At 37.2% G+C, this 16,813-nt stretch carries 14 protein-coding genes and 1 pseudogene; 9 read left to right on the top strand and 6 right to left on the bottom strand.

Going from position 1 to position 16,813, the window contains the following annotated elements; genetic code table 11:
- Positions 1-15 precede the first annotated feature (15 nt).
- From NML75_RS03345 to NML75_RS03315, 7 genes are all read left to right on the top strand, one after another.
- The gene (locus NML75_RS03345) at positions 16-1,356 is read left to right on the top strand and encodes an MATE family efflux transporter (protein ID WP_254804030.1); all 1,341 of its coding nucleotides are present in this window, start codon (positions 16-18) and stop codon (positions 1,354-1,356) included.
- A gap of 181 nt (positions 1,357-1,537) precedes the next feature.
- A complete protein-coding gene (locus NML75_RS03340; protein ID WP_254730182.1) occupies positions 1,538-2,506 on the top strand; it encodes a thiamine pyrophosphate-dependent dehydrogenase E1 component subunit alpha in 969 nt (322 codons plus the stop codon).
- 16 nt (positions 2,507-2,522) lie between these two features.
- Entirely contained in the window at positions 2,523-3,515 is a 993-nt protein-coding gene (locus NML75_RS03335; protein WP_254730185.1) for an alpha-ketoacid dehydrogenase subunit beta, read from the top strand.
- Positions 3,516-3,842: 327 nt separating this feature from the next.
- Entirely contained in the window at positions 3,843-4,886 is a 1,044-nt protein-coding gene (locus NML75_RS03330; protein WP_006145563.1) for a dihydrolipoamide acetyltransferase, read from the top strand.
- 38 nt (positions 4,887-4,924) lie between these two features.
- Entirely contained in the window at positions 4,925-6,628 is a 1,704-nt protein-coding gene (gene lpdA, locus NML75_RS03325) for a dihydrolipoyl dehydrogenase (RefSeq protein ID WP_006145562.1), read from the top strand.
- A gap of 58 nt (positions 6,629-6,686) precedes the next feature.
- Complete coding sequence (locus tag NML75_RS03320; RefSeq protein WP_006145561.1) at positions 6,687-7,676, top strand: lipoate--protein ligase; 990 nt, start codon at positions 6,687-6,689, stop codon at positions 7,674-7,676.
- 108 nt (positions 7,677-7,784) lie between these two features.
- Positions 7,785-8,426 carry a hypothetical protein gene (locus NML75_RS03315; RefSeq protein ID WP_254730188.1) on the top strand — a complete coding sequence of 214 codons (642 nt, stop codon included), beginning with the start codon at positions 7,785-7,787 and terminating at the stop codon, positions 8,424-8,426.
- 75 nt (positions 8,427-8,501) lie between these two features.
- Here NML75_RS03315 and xerS read toward each other — a convergent pair whose 3' ends face one another.
- Entirely contained in the window at positions 8,502-9,572 is a 1,071-nt protein-coding gene (gene xerS, locus NML75_RS03310; protein ID WP_049509685.1) for a tyrosine recombinase XerS, read from the bottom strand.
- 336 nt (positions 9,573-9,908) lie between these two features.
- A complete protein-coding gene (locus NML75_RS03305) occupies positions 9,909-10,136 on the bottom strand; it encodes a zinc-ribbon domain-containing protein (protein WP_178895009.1) in 228 nt (75 codons plus the stop codon).
- Positions 10,137-10,288: 152 nt separating this feature from the next.
- Between NML75_RS03305 and NML75_RS03300 the strand changes: the two genes are divergently transcribed.
- Both NML75_RS03300 and NML75_RS03295 read left to right on the top strand, forming a co-directional pair.
- Positions 10,289-11,161, top strand: coding sequence for a hypothetical protein (locus NML75_RS03300; protein WP_254804029.1), 873 nt, complete (start codon positions 10,289-10,291; stop codon positions 11,159-11,161).
- A 656-nt stretch (positions 11,162-11,817) separates the two neighbouring features.
- Positions 11,818-12,085 (top strand): annotated as a pseudogene (locus NML75_RS03295) (transposase); the annotation flags it as partial.
- A 559-nt stretch (positions 12,086-12,644) separates the two neighbouring features.
- Here NML75_RS03295 and NML75_RS03290 read toward each other — a convergent pair.
- From NML75_RS03290 to ylqF, 4 genes are all read right to left on the bottom strand, one after another.
- Complete coding sequence (locus tag NML75_RS03290) at positions 12,645-13,388, bottom strand: CPBP family intramembrane glutamic endopeptidase (protein WP_247921515.1); 744 nt, start codon at positions 13,386-13,388, stop codon at positions 12,645-12,647.
- Between the two features lie 123 nt (positions 13,389-13,511).
- Positions 13,512-15,062: a ClC family H(+)/Cl(-) exchange transporter gene (locus NML75_RS03285; protein WP_254804028.1), complete on the bottom strand. Its 1,551-nt coding sequence runs from the start codon at positions 15,060-15,062 to the stop codon at positions 13,512-13,514.
- 12 nt (positions 15,063-15,074) lie between these two features.
- Positions 15,075-15,857, bottom strand: coding sequence for a ribonuclease HII (locus NML75_RS03280; protein WP_004252958.1), 783 nt, complete (start codon positions 15,855-15,857; stop codon positions 15,075-15,077).
- On the bottom strand, positions 15,844-16,695 hold the full coding sequence (ylqF, locus tag NML75_RS03275; protein ID WP_254804027.1) for a ribosome biogenesis GTPase YlqF: 852 nt from the start codon (positions 16,693-16,695) through the stop codon (positions 15,844-15,846). The genes NML75_RS03280 and ylqF overlap by 14 nt, the downstream gene beginning before the upstream one ends.
- Positions 16,696-16,813 lie beyond the last annotated feature (118 nt).

Genomic DNA, 16,813 nt, shown 5'->3' with positions numbered 1-16,813 from the left:
TTAGAGAGAGTCTGTATGTATCCAACCCATCATTTTAAAGACAAGTTCATTTTATTTCTTAAGATTTTCTTCCCTATTTTGGTTTATCAATTCGCAAATTATTCGGCTTCTTTTGTTGATACGACAATGACTGGCCAGTATAATACGATAGATTTAGCTGGCGTATCAATGGCGACTAGTTTGTGGAATCCTTTCTTTACTTTTTTAACTGGGATTGTTTCGGCTTTAGTTCCAATAGTTGGACATCATTTGGGTCGAGGAAAGAAAAATGAAGTGGCTTCTGATTTTTATCAATTTCTTTATCTTTCACTTGGTTTATCAATTGTTCTATTTGCATTAGTTTTTCTTGCTGCGCCACTAATTCTAAACAATATGGGGCTAGAAGCAGCAGTGGCAGATATAGCAATTCGTTATCTATGGCTTTTAGCTATTGGAATTATTCCTCTATTACTCTTTAGTGTTATTCGTTCATTACTTGATGCACTGGGATTAACTAAGCTATCCATGTATTTAATGCTTTTATTGCTACCTCTCAATAGTGGTTTTAACTACCTCTTAATCTACGGAGCTTTTGGCTTCCCTGAGTTAGGAGGTGCAGGAGCAGGTCTGGGTACATCTTTAGCTTATTGGGCGTTGTTGGGGAGTTCCATACTAGTCCTTCTTAAACAGGAAAAATTGAAAGAACTGCATTTAGAGAAACGATTACCCTTAGACGGAAATAAAATAAAAGAAGCAATCAAATTAGGCTTACCGATAGGTGGAACCGTATTTGCAGAGGTTGCTATTTTTTCAGCCGTTGGCTTGATTATGGCGAAGTTTTCATCGTTGATAATAGCTAGTCATCAGTCTGCCATGAACTTTTCATCTCTCATGTATGCCTTTCCTATGAGTGTTTCAACAGCAATGGCAATTGTTGTTTCTTACGAAGTTGGAGCCAAACGATTAGAAGATGCTAAAAAATATATTAAAATCGGTCGACTATCAGCTATGGCATTCGCAATTTTGACACTTTCCTTTCTATATGTTTTTAGAGAAAATGTTGCCAGTCTATATGGTCATGATCCAGAGTTCATTCAATTAACTGCAAGTTTTATGACCTATAGCTTGTTTTTCCAGTTAGCTGACACATTTGCAGCGCCATTACAAGGAATTTTACGAGGTTACAAAGATACTGTCATACCTTTCTACCTTGGTCTCCTTGGATACTGGGGAGTTGCTATACCTCTTGGTGTGTTTCTAGATTATTCAACAAATCTCGATGCTTACTCATATTGGATAGGTCTCATCGTAAGTTTAATTGTCAGTGGTCTTCTTTATCAGTGGCGTTTGCAAGTTATTATGAAAAGAAATCGATAATTCATTGAAAAAATAATGAAAATTGAGTTTGTGAAATAGTTTTTTTAAGTAAAGAAAAGTCTTGATTTCATTGACTTTTCTTTTTTTATATTGTGAAAAAATAGCAAGCATATTCTTTGACTCTCATTAACCTATAAGTTAGAATAGAAATGTAAGAAATTAAACATAGAAAGGCAAGATTATGTCAACTCTAGATAAAAATCTTCTGCTTGAAATGTTCCGAAAGATGGAAGAAATCCGTCGCATGGACTTGAAGATTGCACAATTAGTAAAAAAAGGGAAAGTACCAGGAATGACGCACTTTTCTGTTGGTGAGGAGGCAGCTAACGTTGGGGCTATGTTAGCTCTTAATGAAGATGACTTGATTACATCAAACCACCGTGGACACGGACAAGCCATTGCTAAAGGAATCGATTTGAACGGCATGATGGCTGAGATCCTTGGTAAGTATACGGGTACTTGTAAGGGGAAAGGTGGCTCCATGCATATCGCTGACCTGGATGCGGGTAACCTTGGTGCCAACGGGATCGTTGGTGGTGGTATGGGAATTGCCGTAGGTGCTGCCCTTACTCAGCAAATGAAAAAGACTGGTAAGATTGTCGTCTGCTTCTTTGGCGATGGCGCAACCAACGAAGGTGTCTTCCACGAAGCTGTTAATATGGCCTCAATTTGGAATCTTCCCGTTATTTTCTACTGTATCAATAACGGTTATGGAATTTCTGCTGACATCAAGAAAATGACTAATGTCCAGCATATTCACGAGCGTAGCGCTGCTTACGGTATTCCTGGTATGTTTATTCCTGATGGAAACAATGTAATTGATGTATACGAAGGATTTAAGAAAGCAGTTGACCATGTTCGTTCTGGCAAAGGCCCTGTCTTAATCGAAAGTGTAACTTACCGTTGGCTTGGTCACTCATCATCAGACCCTGGTAAATATCGTACACGTGAAGAAGTAGAAGAGTGGAAGGAAAAAGATCCAATCGAAAATCTTCGCAAGTACCTTGTTGAGAATAAGATTGCAAGTTCAGAAGAACTTGAAGAAATTCAAGCACAAGTTAAGGAAGCGGTGGAAGCATCTGTTAAATTTGCAGAAGAAAGTCCATTCCCTCCACTAGAATCAGCTTTTGAAGATATTTACGCAGACTAAGGAGAAGTATAGAAATATGGAAACAAAATTAATGTCTTTCCGCGATACCATTATCCTTGCAATGTCTGAGGAAATGCGTCGTGATGAAAATGTGCTTTTGATGGGTGAGGATGTCGGAGTTTTCGGTGGAGACTTCGGAACTTCTGTAGGTATGTTAGAGGAGTTTGGGCCAGAACGTGTACGTGACTGTCCTATTTCAGAAGCTGCTATTTCTGGTGCTGCTGCTGGTGCTGCTATGACTGGACTTCGCCCAATCGTTGATATGACTTTCATGGACTTTTCAGTTATTGCCATGGATAATATCGTCAACCAAGCAGCTAAAACTCGCTACATGTTTGGTGGTAAAGGTCAAGTGCCTATGACAATCCGCTGTGCCGCTGGTAATGGGGTAGGTTCTGCTGCTCAACACTCACAATCATTGGAATCTTGGTTTACTCATATCCCAGGATTGAAGGTTGTAGCTCCAGGTACACCTGCTGATATGAAGGGTCTTCTTAAGTCTTCAATCCGAGACAACAATCCTGTTATTATTCTTGAATACAAATCAGAATTTAACCAAAAAGGTGAAGTACCTGTTGATCCAGACTATACTATCCCACTTGGTGTTGGAGAAATCAAACGCGAAGGAACTGATGTAACAGTAGTAACATACGGTAAGATGCTTCGTCGTGTCATGCAAGCAGCTGAAGAATTGGCTGAAGAAGGCATCTCAGTCGAAGTAGTAGACCCACGTACTTTGGTTCCACTTGATAAAGATATCATCATTAATTCAGTTAAGAAGACTGGAAAAGTAGTTCTTGTCAACGATGCCCACAAAACAAGTGGCTATATTGGTGAAATCTCAGCTATCATTTCTGAATCAGAAGCATTTGATTACTTGGACGCACCAATCCGTCGCTGTGCAGGTGAGGATGTACCAATGCCTTACGCACAAAATTTAGAAAATGCAATGATTCCGACAGTTGAAAGCATCAAAGATGCCATTCGTAAAACTCATAACAAACAATAATGCATAATATAAGTTATGTAAATTAATTGATAAGACGAGAAACTTTGTACTTTTTAGGTGCAGAGTTCTCTGCGTACTTGATATCTTAGATTAGAGCACGGGCTAAAAGCTCGGAAAAAAGATAAATCTCCTTGACTTCATCGAAGTCTGTGTAGATTTCCTATTTTTCAGTCGCTTTTAAACGCCCTTTGCATCATATAATTGAATTCGGACGGAGGTCTGTGAAAAAAAGATAGATTTCCTTGTGTTCATCGAACACATCGTCAATCTCCTATTTTTTCATTGCCCTCTTCGTCCTTAATATCTTAGTATAGAATAGGAGAGGTCATGGCTGATGATAAGCTAAGAGCGACTCCTGCGGCTAGAAAATTAGCAGATGATTTAGGGATTAATCTCTACGACATTTCTGGCTCAGGCGCAAACGGTCGTGTCCACAAAGAAGACGTGGAAACATATAAAGACACTAACGTGGTTCGCATTTCACCACTCGCAAAACGAATTGCACTAGAGCATAATATTGCTTGGCAGGAAATCCAAGGAACTGGTCACCGTGGTAAAATCATGAAGAAGGACGTTTTGGCCTATCTTCCTGAAAATATCGAAAATGACACCATTAAATCACCTGCTCAAATTGAGAAAGTGGAAGAAGTTCCAGACAACGTAACGCCTTATGGAGAAATCGAACGCATTCCGATGACTCCTATGCGTAAGGTTATTGCTCAACGTATGGTTGAATCATATTTAACTGCACCAACCTTCACGCTTAACTACGATGTAGATATGTCTGAAATGCTTGCCCTTCGTAAGAAAGTCCTTGATCCAATCATGGAAGCAACTGGTAAGAAAATTACCGTTACAGACTTGCTTTCACTTGCGGTTGTTAAGACTCTTATGAAACACCCTTACATCAACGCTTCATTGACAGAAGATGGTAAGACTATTATCACTCACAACTATGTCAACCTTGCGATGGCAGTTGGTATGGATAACGGTCTTATGACACCAGTTGTCTACAATGCTGAAAAGATGACCTTGTCTGAATTGGTTGTTGCATTTAAAGATGTCATTGGACGTACTTTAGATGGTAAACTAGCTCCTAGCGAATTGCAAAATTCAACTTTCACCATCAGTAACTTGGGAATGTTTGGGGTTCAATCATTTGGTCCTATCATTAACCAACCAAACTCAGCAATTCTTGGGGTTAGCTCAACAGTTGAGAAACCAGTTGTAGTAAATGGTGAAATCGTAATTCGTCCAATTATGAGTCTTGGATTGACAATTGACCACCGTGTCGTAGATGGCATGGCTGGTGCTAAGTTTATGAAAGACTTAAAAGCTTTGATTGAAAACCCAATCTCAATGTTGGTTTAAAATATTTGTTTTAGAAATATAGATAGAGGAAGTAAGATATGGCCTTAGAAGTAATTATGCCAAAAGCCGGCGTGGATATGACAGAAGGACAAATCGTCCAATGGAATAAGAAAGTCGGAGAATTTGTAAAAGAAGGAGAAATCCTTTTGGAAATCATGACTGACAAAGTCAGCATGGAATTGGAAGCAGAAGAAGACGGTTACTTGATCGCTATCCTTAAAGGTGATGGAGAAACTGTCCCTGTTACTGAAGTTATCGGTTATCTTGGTGAAGAAGGGGAAAATATCCCAACAGCTGGAGCAGCTGCACCAGAAGCTAGCCCAGCACCTGCAGCAAGTGCCTCAAACGACGATGGTAAGAGCAATGATGCTTATGATGTTGTTGTAATCGGTGGTGGACCTGCTGGCTATGTATCTGCTATTAAAGCAGCTCAGTTAGGTGGTAAGGTTGCTCTTGTTGAGAAATCTGAACTTGGTGGAACTTGTTTGAACCGTGGATGTATCCCAACTAAGACTTACCTTCACAACGCCGAAATTATTGAAAATATCGGTCATGCAGCTAATCGTGGTATCGTAATTGAAAATCCTAATTTTACAGTTGATATGGAGAAACTTTTAGAAACAAAATCTAAAGTTGTCAATACCCTTGTTGGTGGTGTTGCAGGACTTCTTCGTAGCTATGGAGTTGATGTTCATAAAGGTATCGGTACTATTACTAAAGATAAGAATGTCTTGGTAAATGGTTCTGAATTGCTTGAAACCAAGAAAATCATCCTTGCTGGTGGTTCTAAAGTCAGCAAGATTAATGTTCCAGGTATGGAATCACCACTTGTGATGACTAGTGACGATATTCTTGAAATGAATGAAGTTCCAGAAAGCCTTGTGATTATTGGTGGTGGTGTCGTTGGTATCGAACTTGGTCAAGCCTTTATGACATTTGGTTCAAAAGTTACTGTTATCGAAATGATGGACCGCATTGTACCAGCTATGGATGCTGAAGTATCTAAGAACCTACGTCTAATCCTAGAACGTAAAGGTATGACTATCTTGACAGGTACTAAACTCCAAGAAATCATTGAAGAAGATGGCAAACTCCGTATCAAGGTTGAAGGAAAAGATGATATTATCGCGAATAAAGCCCTTCTTTCAATCGGTCGTGTTCCAGATCTTGAAGGTATCGGAGATGTTGAGTTTGAATTAGACCGTGGTCGTATTAAGGTTAATGAATACATGGAAACTTCTGTTCCAGGTATCTATGCGCCAGGTGATATCAACGGTACTAAGATGTTGGCTCACGCTGCCTTCCGTATGGGTGAAGTAGCAGCTGAAAATGCTCTTAAAGGAAACCACGTTGTTGCTAAATTGAACTTGACTCCTGCAGCTATCTACACACTTCCAGAAGTAGCAGCAGTTGGTTTAACAGAAGAACAAGCTCGTGAGAAATACGATGTCCAAATCGGTAAATTCAACTTTGCTGCAAACGGACGTGCCATTGCATCAGATGCAGCTCAAGGATTCGTTAAGGTTATTGCCGATAAGAAATATGGCGAAATCCTTGGAGTTCACATCATTGGTCCTGCAGCAGCAGAATTGATCAACGAAGCGTCAAGCATCATCGAAATGGAAATCACTGTTGAAGAAATGCTTAAGACAATCCACGGACACCCAACATACTCTGAAGTTATGTACGAAGCGTTTGCGGATGTTCTTGGAATGGCCATCCATTCACCTAAGAAAAAATAAAAATAGATAGACTAGACTGGAATTATTTTCCAGTCTCTATCGTATTAGAAGGTATCTTATGAAATACATTATCAATCATTCAAATGACACTGCCTTTAATATTGCTTTAGAGGAATATGCTTTTAAACATCTTTTGGACGAGGATCAAATCTTCCTTCTTTGGATTAACAAACCATCTATTATTGTAGGACGTCACCAAAATACGATTGAAGAAATTAACCGTGACTATGTTCGTGAAAATGGAATTGAAGTAGTCCGTCGAATCAGTGGTGGTGGAGCTGTTTACCATGATTTGAACAACCTTAACTATACAATCATTTCAAAAGAAGATGAAAACAAGGCCTTTGACTTCAAGAGCTTCTCTACTCCAGTTATCAATACTTTAGCTGAACTTGGTGTTAAAGCTGAATTTACAGGCCGTAACGATTTAGAAATCGACGGTAAGAAATTCTGTGGAAATGCACAAGCCTATATCAATGGCCGTATCATGCACCATGGTTGTCTTCTCTTTGACGTGGATTTGTCAGTCCTAGCTAATGCACTTAAAGTGTCTAAAGATAAGTTTGAATCAAAAGGTGTTAAATCAGTCCGTGCTCGAGTAACTAATATTATCGATGAGTTACCAGAAAAGATCACTGTTGAAGAGTTCCGTGACTTGCTTTTGGAATACATGAAAAAAGAATACCCTGAAATGACAGAGTATGTGTTCTCAGATGAAGAATTGGCTGAAATCAATCGAATCAAAGAAACTAAGTTTGGAACTTGGGACTGGAATTATGGGAAATCACCTGAATACAATGTCCGTCGTGGAACTAAATTCCCAAGCGGTAAGGTTGAAATCTTCGCTAACGTCATTGAATCAAAAATCCAAGACATCAAGATTTATGGTGACTTCTTCGGTATCGAAGACGTTGCAGCAGTAGAAGATGTTCTTCGTGGTGTCAAATACGAACGTGAGGATGTCCTCAAAGCCCTTCAAACCATTAACCTAGGTCGTTACTTCGCAGGAATCACTGCAGAAGAAATTGCTGAAGCAGTTGTAGAATAAAATCAAAAGAGATCCATATGCTATGGATTTCTTTTTTTAAAACTTGATAATCAATCATTATGAGAGTATAATGTAGTGGAAATTTAAAATAAAAGAGGCCTAACATCAATGATAAAGATTCCAATTGAAAATCTCGGACTATTTGAACAGTTAGATCGTACTGTGGTAGCTTTTTTTAAAAACCAAGAATCTACAAATCCTTACGATTTGCATATTAGTATCACACAAGAACACTTCGATAAGAAAAGACAAGAGTTAGAACCTTTAGGTTTTCAAGCTGTACAAATCCCTCTGGGAATGGCCTTAGACAATGTTATTCAGCAAGCTCATTTTAAAGACTTGATTATTGGGGGTCTTACTCCTGAGGAAATCATCGTGAGCAAAGAAGCGTTAATGCCAATGAAAGACATCGTGGATAGTTTTTGTATTATGTACGCAGCAGCGAATAACCGACTTGAAAGTTGTAAAGCTTATGAATTAATGAAAGATAAAACGGTCTACTTTATTGGAAAACTTCTTACTGACAGTCCTCAAAAAGGTGATGAAATTGCTTATATGGGTATTGATCGTACAGCTAGTGATGGTACGCGATATGAAGCTGTTAAATGTTTTTTAACGAAAGAAAGTGCTGAGAAGTACAACGAAGAGAAAAGACCTGTTAGCCCTGCGAATCTGGCTTATCTAAAGTCATTTTGGGGAAAGCCAGTCATAATTGAGCCACACAGAAATTATTGGATTGAATTTTTATAGAATAATAAAAGAGCGTTAGATAATCAAAAATCTATCGCTCTATTTTAAACATTACATAAATTATATTATGTATTATTATAAACTATCCAAGGCATTTTTCTGCTCATCATTAACGATATGGGTATACAAGTCGGTAACTTGTGTGCTAGCATGTCCTAGCTGGTGACTGACCAGAACCTGTGATTTGGTCGCATCATAGAGACGAGTTGCTAGTGTATGACGCAGTTTATGGGGTGTTACGCGTACTTTGAAGTCTTCTGAATACTTGGCTACCATCTTTTCGACACTAGAAGCGTCAATACGGTTTGGAACACCTCTATATAAAGTTAGAAAGAGAGCTGTATCAGTCTTTTCTGTCTTATAACGTTTGTCTCGAATAGCGAGATATTGCTCTAAATAAGGTTTAGCAAAGGCAGCAACATTGACCGAGTCTCGTTTTCCACCTTTTCGAGTTACATCAATCACCATCATCTTGAGATTAAGGTCTCGAAGATCCAGATTTACTGCCTCAGAGAGACGTACACCAGAGGCAAGAAGGAGTGCAATAATTGCCAAATCTCGCTCTTTATTCTTATTAAAAGAGGATAGGGCACGATTTGAGAGAGTTTTGGGGTATTCCTCATCGATATAATTCAAAAAACCCTCTGTTTCATCGCCTAAAAAGAGCTTTTGCTTGATATTTTCGGCTCGAGCAGCCAAAGTTTCTTTCTTTTTCTTGGTAGCAACTTTCTTCATAACATTGCGGTAGAAATAAGGTTCCCCTTGCTCGTTTTCAACCTCCTCAGTCAAATACTTATAAAGGCTAGAAAGTGCTGATAAAGTTCGGTTAATAGTTGTTTGGGAGACACCATTCTTTGTCGTATTAGCATTGAGTAAAGGACGTTCACGTAAGTAAAGAATAAAAGATTCCATGTCTTTCTTGGTCATGTTCTCAAGAACATCCAAAGGAATATTTGCCATAGTATCAGCATCCGATATACCAGATTCCAAGACCCAGGTAAAAAATCGATCGTATTCCTTTAAGTATTCGTACAAGGTCGTAAAACTGTATGGAACAGCTAGTTTTGATTGATAGTATTCCAGAACATACCAGGGCATGACTTGTTTAAGTTTATCAATCCGTTCTAATAATATTTCACGTTTCATCTTTTTCTCCAAATCTTTCTATACTAGTAGTATAGCATAGCTAGATATATTTTTCAAGAAAATTATAGTTTTTCGGAAAGATGTTATAGGGGATATATGCAATATCTAAATCTTTGCTAGTATAACCAAAAATTTTTTTAGAGCTAATTATTCTTAATTATGTACTTTATTTAAGTGAACACTGAAAATTTTGACTACTCTCAATTCAGACGAAAATGTACTTTATTTAAGTGAAAACTAAAAATTTTTAAAATGTACATTTTGACAACAAAAAACACTCTATAATCAATTTAATGAACTTTAGAGTGTTTTTACTTTGTTTTATTTTAGTATTCTCTAGTATATCTTTAATCTAACAAAATGCTCCTGTTTTCTTCTTAAACCTTTGCAAATTGGGCAACTTATTAATGAGCGCTTTTTATACTTAATTTTTTCATTAATTTTAAGTTTGTATCGATGATTTGAGTTTTCTTTACATATCCACCATACATTAGTATTACTTAATTCAGTTATTTCAGTTGGATTTGCTATTAGGAGGTTATTTAAATAATCCCACTCATGCATTAGAGTTTGTTGTGTCGTTGCTAAGTCGTTAAATCCTTTTAAAACTTTTTGATTCGTGCACAAGTATGTAAATATTGTAAAACAATTTCAAAATGTGGTAGACTAGATATGAATTTTGATGAACGATAATTAGGTCAGAGAAAAGGTTACAGATGGAAAGATTAGTTTTTATTGGGTTGCTAGTGTTCTTGGCAGTTGTGTTTATTGGAATATTGTTTTGGCTGCGTTTTAGAATGAAGAACACCTTTGAGAACGGTGTTCCAGTGTACGATGCCCCAGCAAATAATCAGACTAGGACGAGTAAGCTAAGCGTAGGAGAGTATGCAGTGCACATAGTTTTAATACTAATTAGCGCTGTAATTGCCTTTAAGGTCATGGGCATGTTCCGTCATGGGGCGGCGCCAATTGGTGCTGCTATAATCACGCCTTCTATAATGGCGCTTTTCAATGCACGAAAGAGAACCGGGAAATCTTGGATAGGTATCGTTGCAGTTCTTATGATATTCGTGTTTTTGATGTTTGTATATATAATTATAGGTCTACCTGATAACGCACCTCCACTTAAAATTGACAGAACTGAAATTCATCTTACAGAGACTAAGATTTCGGATTTGATAGACCAGGGGTTTGAAATCTATGTGTCAAATGGTAGACATGATTATCCTAATTATAATGAGCTTTTGACATCGGGAAGCTATTATAAATACCAAGGAGCTGGGGTTAGCGTACCAAACGGCTTTAAGTCCTATGACTCAGCAGTTACGCGATCCACCTATCTTCTTGTAAAGAAGAATGTAGTTCTCGGATGTATAGGTGTTTACGGAGATAAGAGGAAGAGTACGGAGCTGAAGGACTGTGTAGTTACGCAGGTTTGCTTCGATTCTGAGTGCACAGCTGTTGCCAAAAAACATGGAATTTCATATAATATAGATGGTATAGATTTGCTAAAGAAGCTTGACGAAAACGAGTTCACGAAAGTATTTGGGAAAAAAAATATGGCTGACTCCAAACGAGCCAAGAGATGAATATTTGGGTCATTATGGCGTGCAGTGGGGAGCAGGTAACAATGAATTCTTTTGGAATCATTATTTTATGAATTTAGACCTTGATTCGAATAATGATATAGTTAATTTTAATTTTAGTTCCAAGATTGCAGCTGAGCGATTGGAAAATTAGCAAGGATACTTAGATAAAATGAAAAAGAAAAAAACGCTAAACAAGACAAAGTATGCCATTTATCTTCTTGTTGTCCATCTTATATGCATACTTTTCACTATAAGCAAAATAATGATACCTTCATGGGGACGCTGGTTAGAGACAACACGCTTTCTTTGGACAAGCTTTCCCATCTATGTATGTATACTAATAGCCATTTTTCCAATGGCATGTTTTTGGCCTTATTTGATTAGTGCAGATTTTAGGCCGGGTACATCAAAGACAATACTTGCGACTTTCGGCCTAATAGTAGGTAACGTGACTCTGATTTTGATATATACGACTATTTTGCACAAGGTATTATAGGTATAAAAAAATCCCTTTATAGGGATTTTTTGATTGCTTCAAGTAGCTCGTCATATTCTTCAAATGCTGGAACCTCTGGGTGATCCTTCTTGATTGATTCGGTGCTTCTAAACAAGAATCCTTGTGGGTGTCTCCTTGAAAGAAGTCGGTTTAATCGACGGTCAAGGCAGTTGATGACTTACTAGAAAATTGTTCTCAACCCTATGTTTTAGCTGATTTAGCTTATCTTAGCTATGAACTCAGAGAACAGTTGAAACAGAAAGGTTACCATCTTTGGATGCCTTTATGTCAAAAATATGGCAAGAGCTAAACAACATAATCATTGGAAACTAATGGCTATGAGACGGACTATTGAAACTCGATTTTCAGAACTTTGTGCTTTTTTTGATGTCGAACAAACACTAACTAGAGGCTTAACAGGATTGTAGTTGAGAATGGAGCAAATTGTACTGACTTATAATCTGAGATACTTTGAGATTAACTAGCACCACGAGTAAAAAATCTATATCTTACTATCAATAAGACCTTAAATGAGTAGCAAAAAATGTACAATTGAACCACTACTTCTTCTGCACCTATTAGAGTAAAAATGTACAAATCAATTCCTTAAATCAGATGATGTTATGAACTAGAAAACATACAAAATATCACCCCAGAATAATGTACAAAATAAAGTACACTCTTTAAAGAATGTACTTTATGCTTCAAATTCAGTTGTATCAATGGTTTAGCACTTGTTAAGTCAATTGTACATAAACTTTTAGTTTTAAAAAATTTTTCTAGAGCTAATTATTCTTAATTATGTACTTTATTTAAGTGAAAACTAGAAATTGTTCAAATGTACATTAACTTTTAGTTTTTCTATCAATGTTTAAATAACTTTTACATAAACTTATAATTTTCTCTAAAATCAATAAAATCCAAATCAACAAAGTGATTTGGATTTTTAACTCTCTATTAAATGTTCAAAATTATTCTAAATACTATTTAATAAGTTTTATACTTAACTTTGCTAGACATTACTAGATAACACGATGCAACAATAACAATAATTCTGATTAGATACATTCCGTAATGGTCGTCACTCATAGTCATTTGAGAAAATACATTAATCATTGAATGCGTCATCACACAAATCCAGAGATTTTTTGTTTTTAAATAAAGAGCTGAAAGAATAAACGAATTTGTCAGCAACCCAAATAAAAAAGGTACTATTTGAAGGATGGCTAGAGAACCATCTATATAAAAGAACAATAAATGCCAAATTGACCATATGATAAATGTTAAAATTGTCGCTTGAAAATAGTGGAACTTTTCTTGTAAAAGTGGCTGAAATACATATCTCCAACCAATTTCCTCCAAACCGCCAAATACAATAAACTTGAAAAACATCAGAAAAGGAAGATACCAGATAAATTGTACGATTTTCCCCCAAAAAAATAGAAAAGAGAAATCAAGAATAATAAGAAAAAATGCTAATAAATAATGTTTGTAACTGGTCTGAATGTTAAAAAAATCTTTTATTATTTTCTTTAAGTCAATCTCATAATAGCAAATGGCAACAATGCTACCCCATAAGGCTGTAGAGATTCCACCAATCATTACTCCGAAAACATTTACTAGAACAGAATGAACGCCATAATAATTGCAGAAAAATACAACTAAACAAACTAATAATAATTGACTAAAAGTCCCAAATAAATAAACTGCAAGAGCTTTATTTCTACTCATAGCATCTTCCTTTAATTATTTAAAAATATCCTAAAAAATATATTTGTTACATAAATTATATTATGCAACAAATATATTCTATTATCTTTTTGTTCTTAAAAATACATAACTTTTTTTATGTTTTTATAGTAACAAATCTTTCACTTTCCCAATCTCGCTTTTTGGAATAACAAGATGGATCATATCTCCTAAATACATTCTTGTTGAACCGTTAACCGTCTTACGTTTTCCGTTATGAACTTGGGTTGTGATCAGAACGTTATGTGGTAAATTAAGTTCATGTACTTGCTTGCCTGCTATTTTATCAGAAACAGGAATTTCAATAAGAGTAACTTCTCCATCGTCACTTGCGGTTTCAGGTAACATTTTCTCCAGCATGGCTTCATATACAGGCGCTCCTTTAAGCAAATCCATAACGATGTAAGCAACAAGAGTTACCATCCCTAGAGGCATGAGATTACGGATATCTCCGACCATCTCAGTCACAAGAATCATAGCTGTCAAAGGTGCTTTTGAGATAGCACCAAAATACCCACTCATTCCAAGAATCACAAAGATAGGAAATTGCTGCTGGGTGGCGAGTCCAAGATTGACACAAATAACACCGACCAGAGCACCAAGTAAAGACCCTAAAGCTAAAATTGGTAAGAAAATACCACCTGGTAGTCCACTTCCGTAACTAATCATACTCCAGATAAAACGAATGATGAAGTAAACTAAGAGAATTTGGAAACTATAATCTTGTTCTGTTAAGGATAAGACAACCTGATTGCCCCCACCAAGTATTTGAGGTAGGAATATTCCCACAGGAATAATCAGGATAAATGCAAAAATTGGATGATAAGCCTTATCTAGATGAATTTTTTGACCGATCCAATCGTAAACTCTCCCGACATTCAGAACGGCTTTTTCATAAAGAAAACCTGAAAAACCAAGAAAAATCCCCATAAGCAGATAAATCCAATACTGACTCAAACTCATAAGAGGGATATTATCAGGCATATCAAGCACAGGAGTTAAGCCAAAGATAAGAAGAGAAACAAAGTTTGCTACTAGACTAGCAGCTAAGGTAGAAACCCAGAAGAATCGTGAAAAATGGTGATAAACTTCTTCTACTACAAATAATAACCCCGCAATCGGTGCGTTAAAGGCTGCAGCAAGTCCAGCAGCAGCTCCGCTAGCAATCAAAGAACGCTCCTCAACAGGGCTAGAATTGAGCCATTTAGCAATTCCTTTTCCTCCAGCGGCACCTAGCTGAATACTGGGACCTTCACGACCGAGCATAAGCCCACTCGCAATGGCCAAGATACCTAGAATGTATTTCTTCCAGAGGACACTCCACCAGTTGAGAGACATGAGACCTTTTAACTCCGCTTCAACTTGAGGAATACCAGAACCTTTGATATCTTTTTCTGAACGTGTTAATTTGGCACTAAGTAAGCAAATGAGGATATAAAACAATAAAACAATCAATAGATTCCATATCAGATTCTCTTGGTCTTGATAAAATCCTTGAACGATATGAAAGCCTTTTTCGATCAAAAATCGAAATGATCCCACAATAATTCCTACGACTAATCCGACAATAATACCTCGCCCTACTTGAGCTAAGATCGTACTGGACGCGAAGGCAAATTCTTTCTTGGAACTAAGTGTTTCCGAGTGCTCCTCCATAGTTGCTTCCTCTCAATTCTTTTCTTTACTTGACGCAACAAGTGTTTTAACGGGTTCAAAACTAGTGCGATGAATGGGTGTAATACCCTGCTTATCTATACCTTCTAGATGTTTAGCGGTTCCATAGCCAGAGTTTTGACCAAAATCATAACCTGGGAATTCTTGGTCATAGTTTGCCATGATCTTATCTCTCGTAACCTTAGCAACGATAGATGCCGCTGCAATAGACAGCGAGTTAGCATCTCCTTTAATGATGGATGTCTGAGAAATCGGCAAATCCAACTTCATAGCATCAATCAAAAGATGTTCTGGCTGAGGTTCAAGTTGCGAAACAGCTTCCTTCATAGCTAGTTTTGTCGCTTCATAGATATTGACTTGGTCAATGACATGATTGTCCATAATCCCAATACCGATTGTTAGGGCATTCTCTTTGACAGCCTGAAAAATCTCCTCGTGTTTTTTCTTAGGAATTTTTTTGCTGTCATTTAAACCTTTTATTTTACAATTTTTGGGAAGAATGACTGCCGCAGCAACAACAGGTCCGGCCAAAGGACCACGTCCAACCTCATCTACACCAGCAATTAGGGATGTCCCTTTACTATATAGATCTTTTTCATAGCGAAGCATGCCTTCTAAGCGGAGATTTTCATCCATTTCTGCTTGGATGGCCTTTTTACGCTTTTCAATTTCCTTTTGGACACCTGAACGAGAATCTTTTTCAAATTCCTTAAATAAGGGACTTTCAAGTTCTCTTATTTTTGCTAATTCTTCTTTGATTTCTTTAATCGTTGTCATTGAGATCATCCAATGTATCTAAGGTATAGTTACCAAGTTTTCCATCACGAACTTCTTTGACAAAAAGGTTGTAAAAACGGTCGTAATCATCACGAAAACCTAGGATGCGAGTCATATTCATAATGATTTCTGGAGCTTCATCGTTCAGATTCATTTGTTTAAAACGTTCTTGAAGCTTCTCGGGGTAATGTGTTTTAAAGTAATTGAGACCGAAAATCGTTACCTCATCCATTGGAAGTAACTGATCCTTGATGGCTCCCGTAAGTGCAAGTTTAAGGGCGACGGTTTCATCTTCAAATTTTGGCCAGAGAATTCCTGGAGTATCCAAAATTTCTAAATCCTTATTGGTTTTAAGCCATTGCTGGCCTTTTGTCACACCAGGCTTGTTTCCAACTACGGCAATTTTCTTACCAGCCAAACGGTTCATCAGAGTTGACTTTCCTGCGTTTGGAATCCCAATAATCATTGTACGTAAGGTCTCAATTTGAATACCACGTTCTTTTTGACGAGCAATCTTATCAGCCATGAGTTTCTTTGCAGCATCGGTCACGACTTTTACCGTAATTTGCTCTTTAGAGTTGATAGGAAGCGTTTGAATTCCTTGCGATTCAAAGTGCTGACGCCACTCTTTTGTTAATGCTGGGTCTGCAAGGTCTGCCTTGTTCAGAATCAATAGTCTTGGTTTGTCCCCGATGATTTTAGTCAGCATTGGATTTTGGCTAGACAAGGGCAAGCGTGCATCCACTAAAACTGTCACAAAATCAACAAATTTTAAATTTTCCTGGACTTGACGTCTTGCTTTTGACATATGACCAGGAAACCATTGAATAGTCGCCATTTTATTTCCTTTTCTTCATACAAACTTATTTCATAAAATATAGATGATTACTGACTATTTTACCATATTTTGGCTATTTTTGCAGGTGAATTGTATCTTCAAAAAAGGGAAATCCCCC

The sequence above is a fragment of the Streptococcus sp. CF4-3 genome (assembly GCF_024295385.1).
GTDB classification, from domain to species: Bacteria; Bacillota; Bacilli; order Lactobacillales; family Streptococcaceae; genus Streptococcus; species Streptococcus infantis_I.
This window is presented reverse-complemented; position numbering and strand designations above follow the sequence as displayed.

Bases quoted from the DNA above. Each gene is read 5' to 3' on its own strand.
- NML75_RS03345 (WP_254804030.1), top strand. From the start codon at position 16: ATGTATCCAACCCATCATTTTAAAGACAAGTTCATTTTATTTCTTAAG.
- NML75_RS03340 (WP_254730182.1), top strand. From the start codon at position 1,538: ATGTCAACTCTAGATAAAAATCTTCTGCTTGAAATGTTCCGAAAGATG.
- NML75_RS03335 (WP_254730185.1), top strand. From the start codon at position 2,523: ATGGAAACAAAATTAATGTCTTTCCGCGATACCATTATCCTTGCAATG.
- NML75_RS03330 (WP_006145563.1), top strand. From the start codon at position 3,843: ATGGCTGATGATAAGCTAAGAGCGACTCCTGCGGCTAGAAAATTAGCA.
- lpdA (WP_006145562.1), top strand. From the start codon at position 4,925: ATGGCCTTAGAAGTAATTATGCCAAAAGCCGGCGTGGATATGACAGAA.
- NML75_RS03320 (WP_006145561.1), top strand. From the start codon at position 6,687: ATGAAATACATTATCAATCATTCAAATGACACTGCCTTTAATATTGCT.
- NML75_RS03315 (WP_254730188.1), top strand. From the start codon at position 7,785: ATGATAAAGATTCCAATTGAAAATCTCGGACTATTTGAACAGTTAGAT.
- xerS (WP_049509685.1), bottom strand. From the start codon at position 9,572: ATGAAACGTGAAATATTATTAGAACGGATTGATAAACTTAAACAAGTC.
- NML75_RS03305 (WP_178895009.1), bottom strand. From the start codon at position 10,136: ATGCATGAGTGGGATTATTTAAATAACCTCCTAATAGCAAATCCAACT.
- NML75_RS03300 (WP_254804029.1), top strand. From the start codon at position 10,289: ATGGAAAGATTAGTTTTTATTGGGTTGCTAGTGTTCTTGGCAGTTGTG.
- NML75_RS03290 (WP_247921515.1), bottom strand. From the start codon at position 13,388: ATGAGTAGAAATAAAGCTCTTGCAGTTTATTTATTTGGGACTTTTAGT.
- NML75_RS03285 (WP_254804028.1), bottom strand. From the start codon at position 15,062: ATGGAGGAGCACTCGGAAACACTTAGTTCCAAGAAAGAATTTGCCTTC.
- NML75_RS03280 (WP_004252958.1), bottom strand. From the start codon at position 15,857: ATGACAACGATTAAAGAAATCAAAGAAGAATTAGCAAAAATAAGAGAA.
- ylqF (WP_254804027.1), bottom strand. From the start codon at position 16,695: ATGGCGACTATTCAATGGTTTCCTGGTCATATGTCAAAAGCAAGACGT.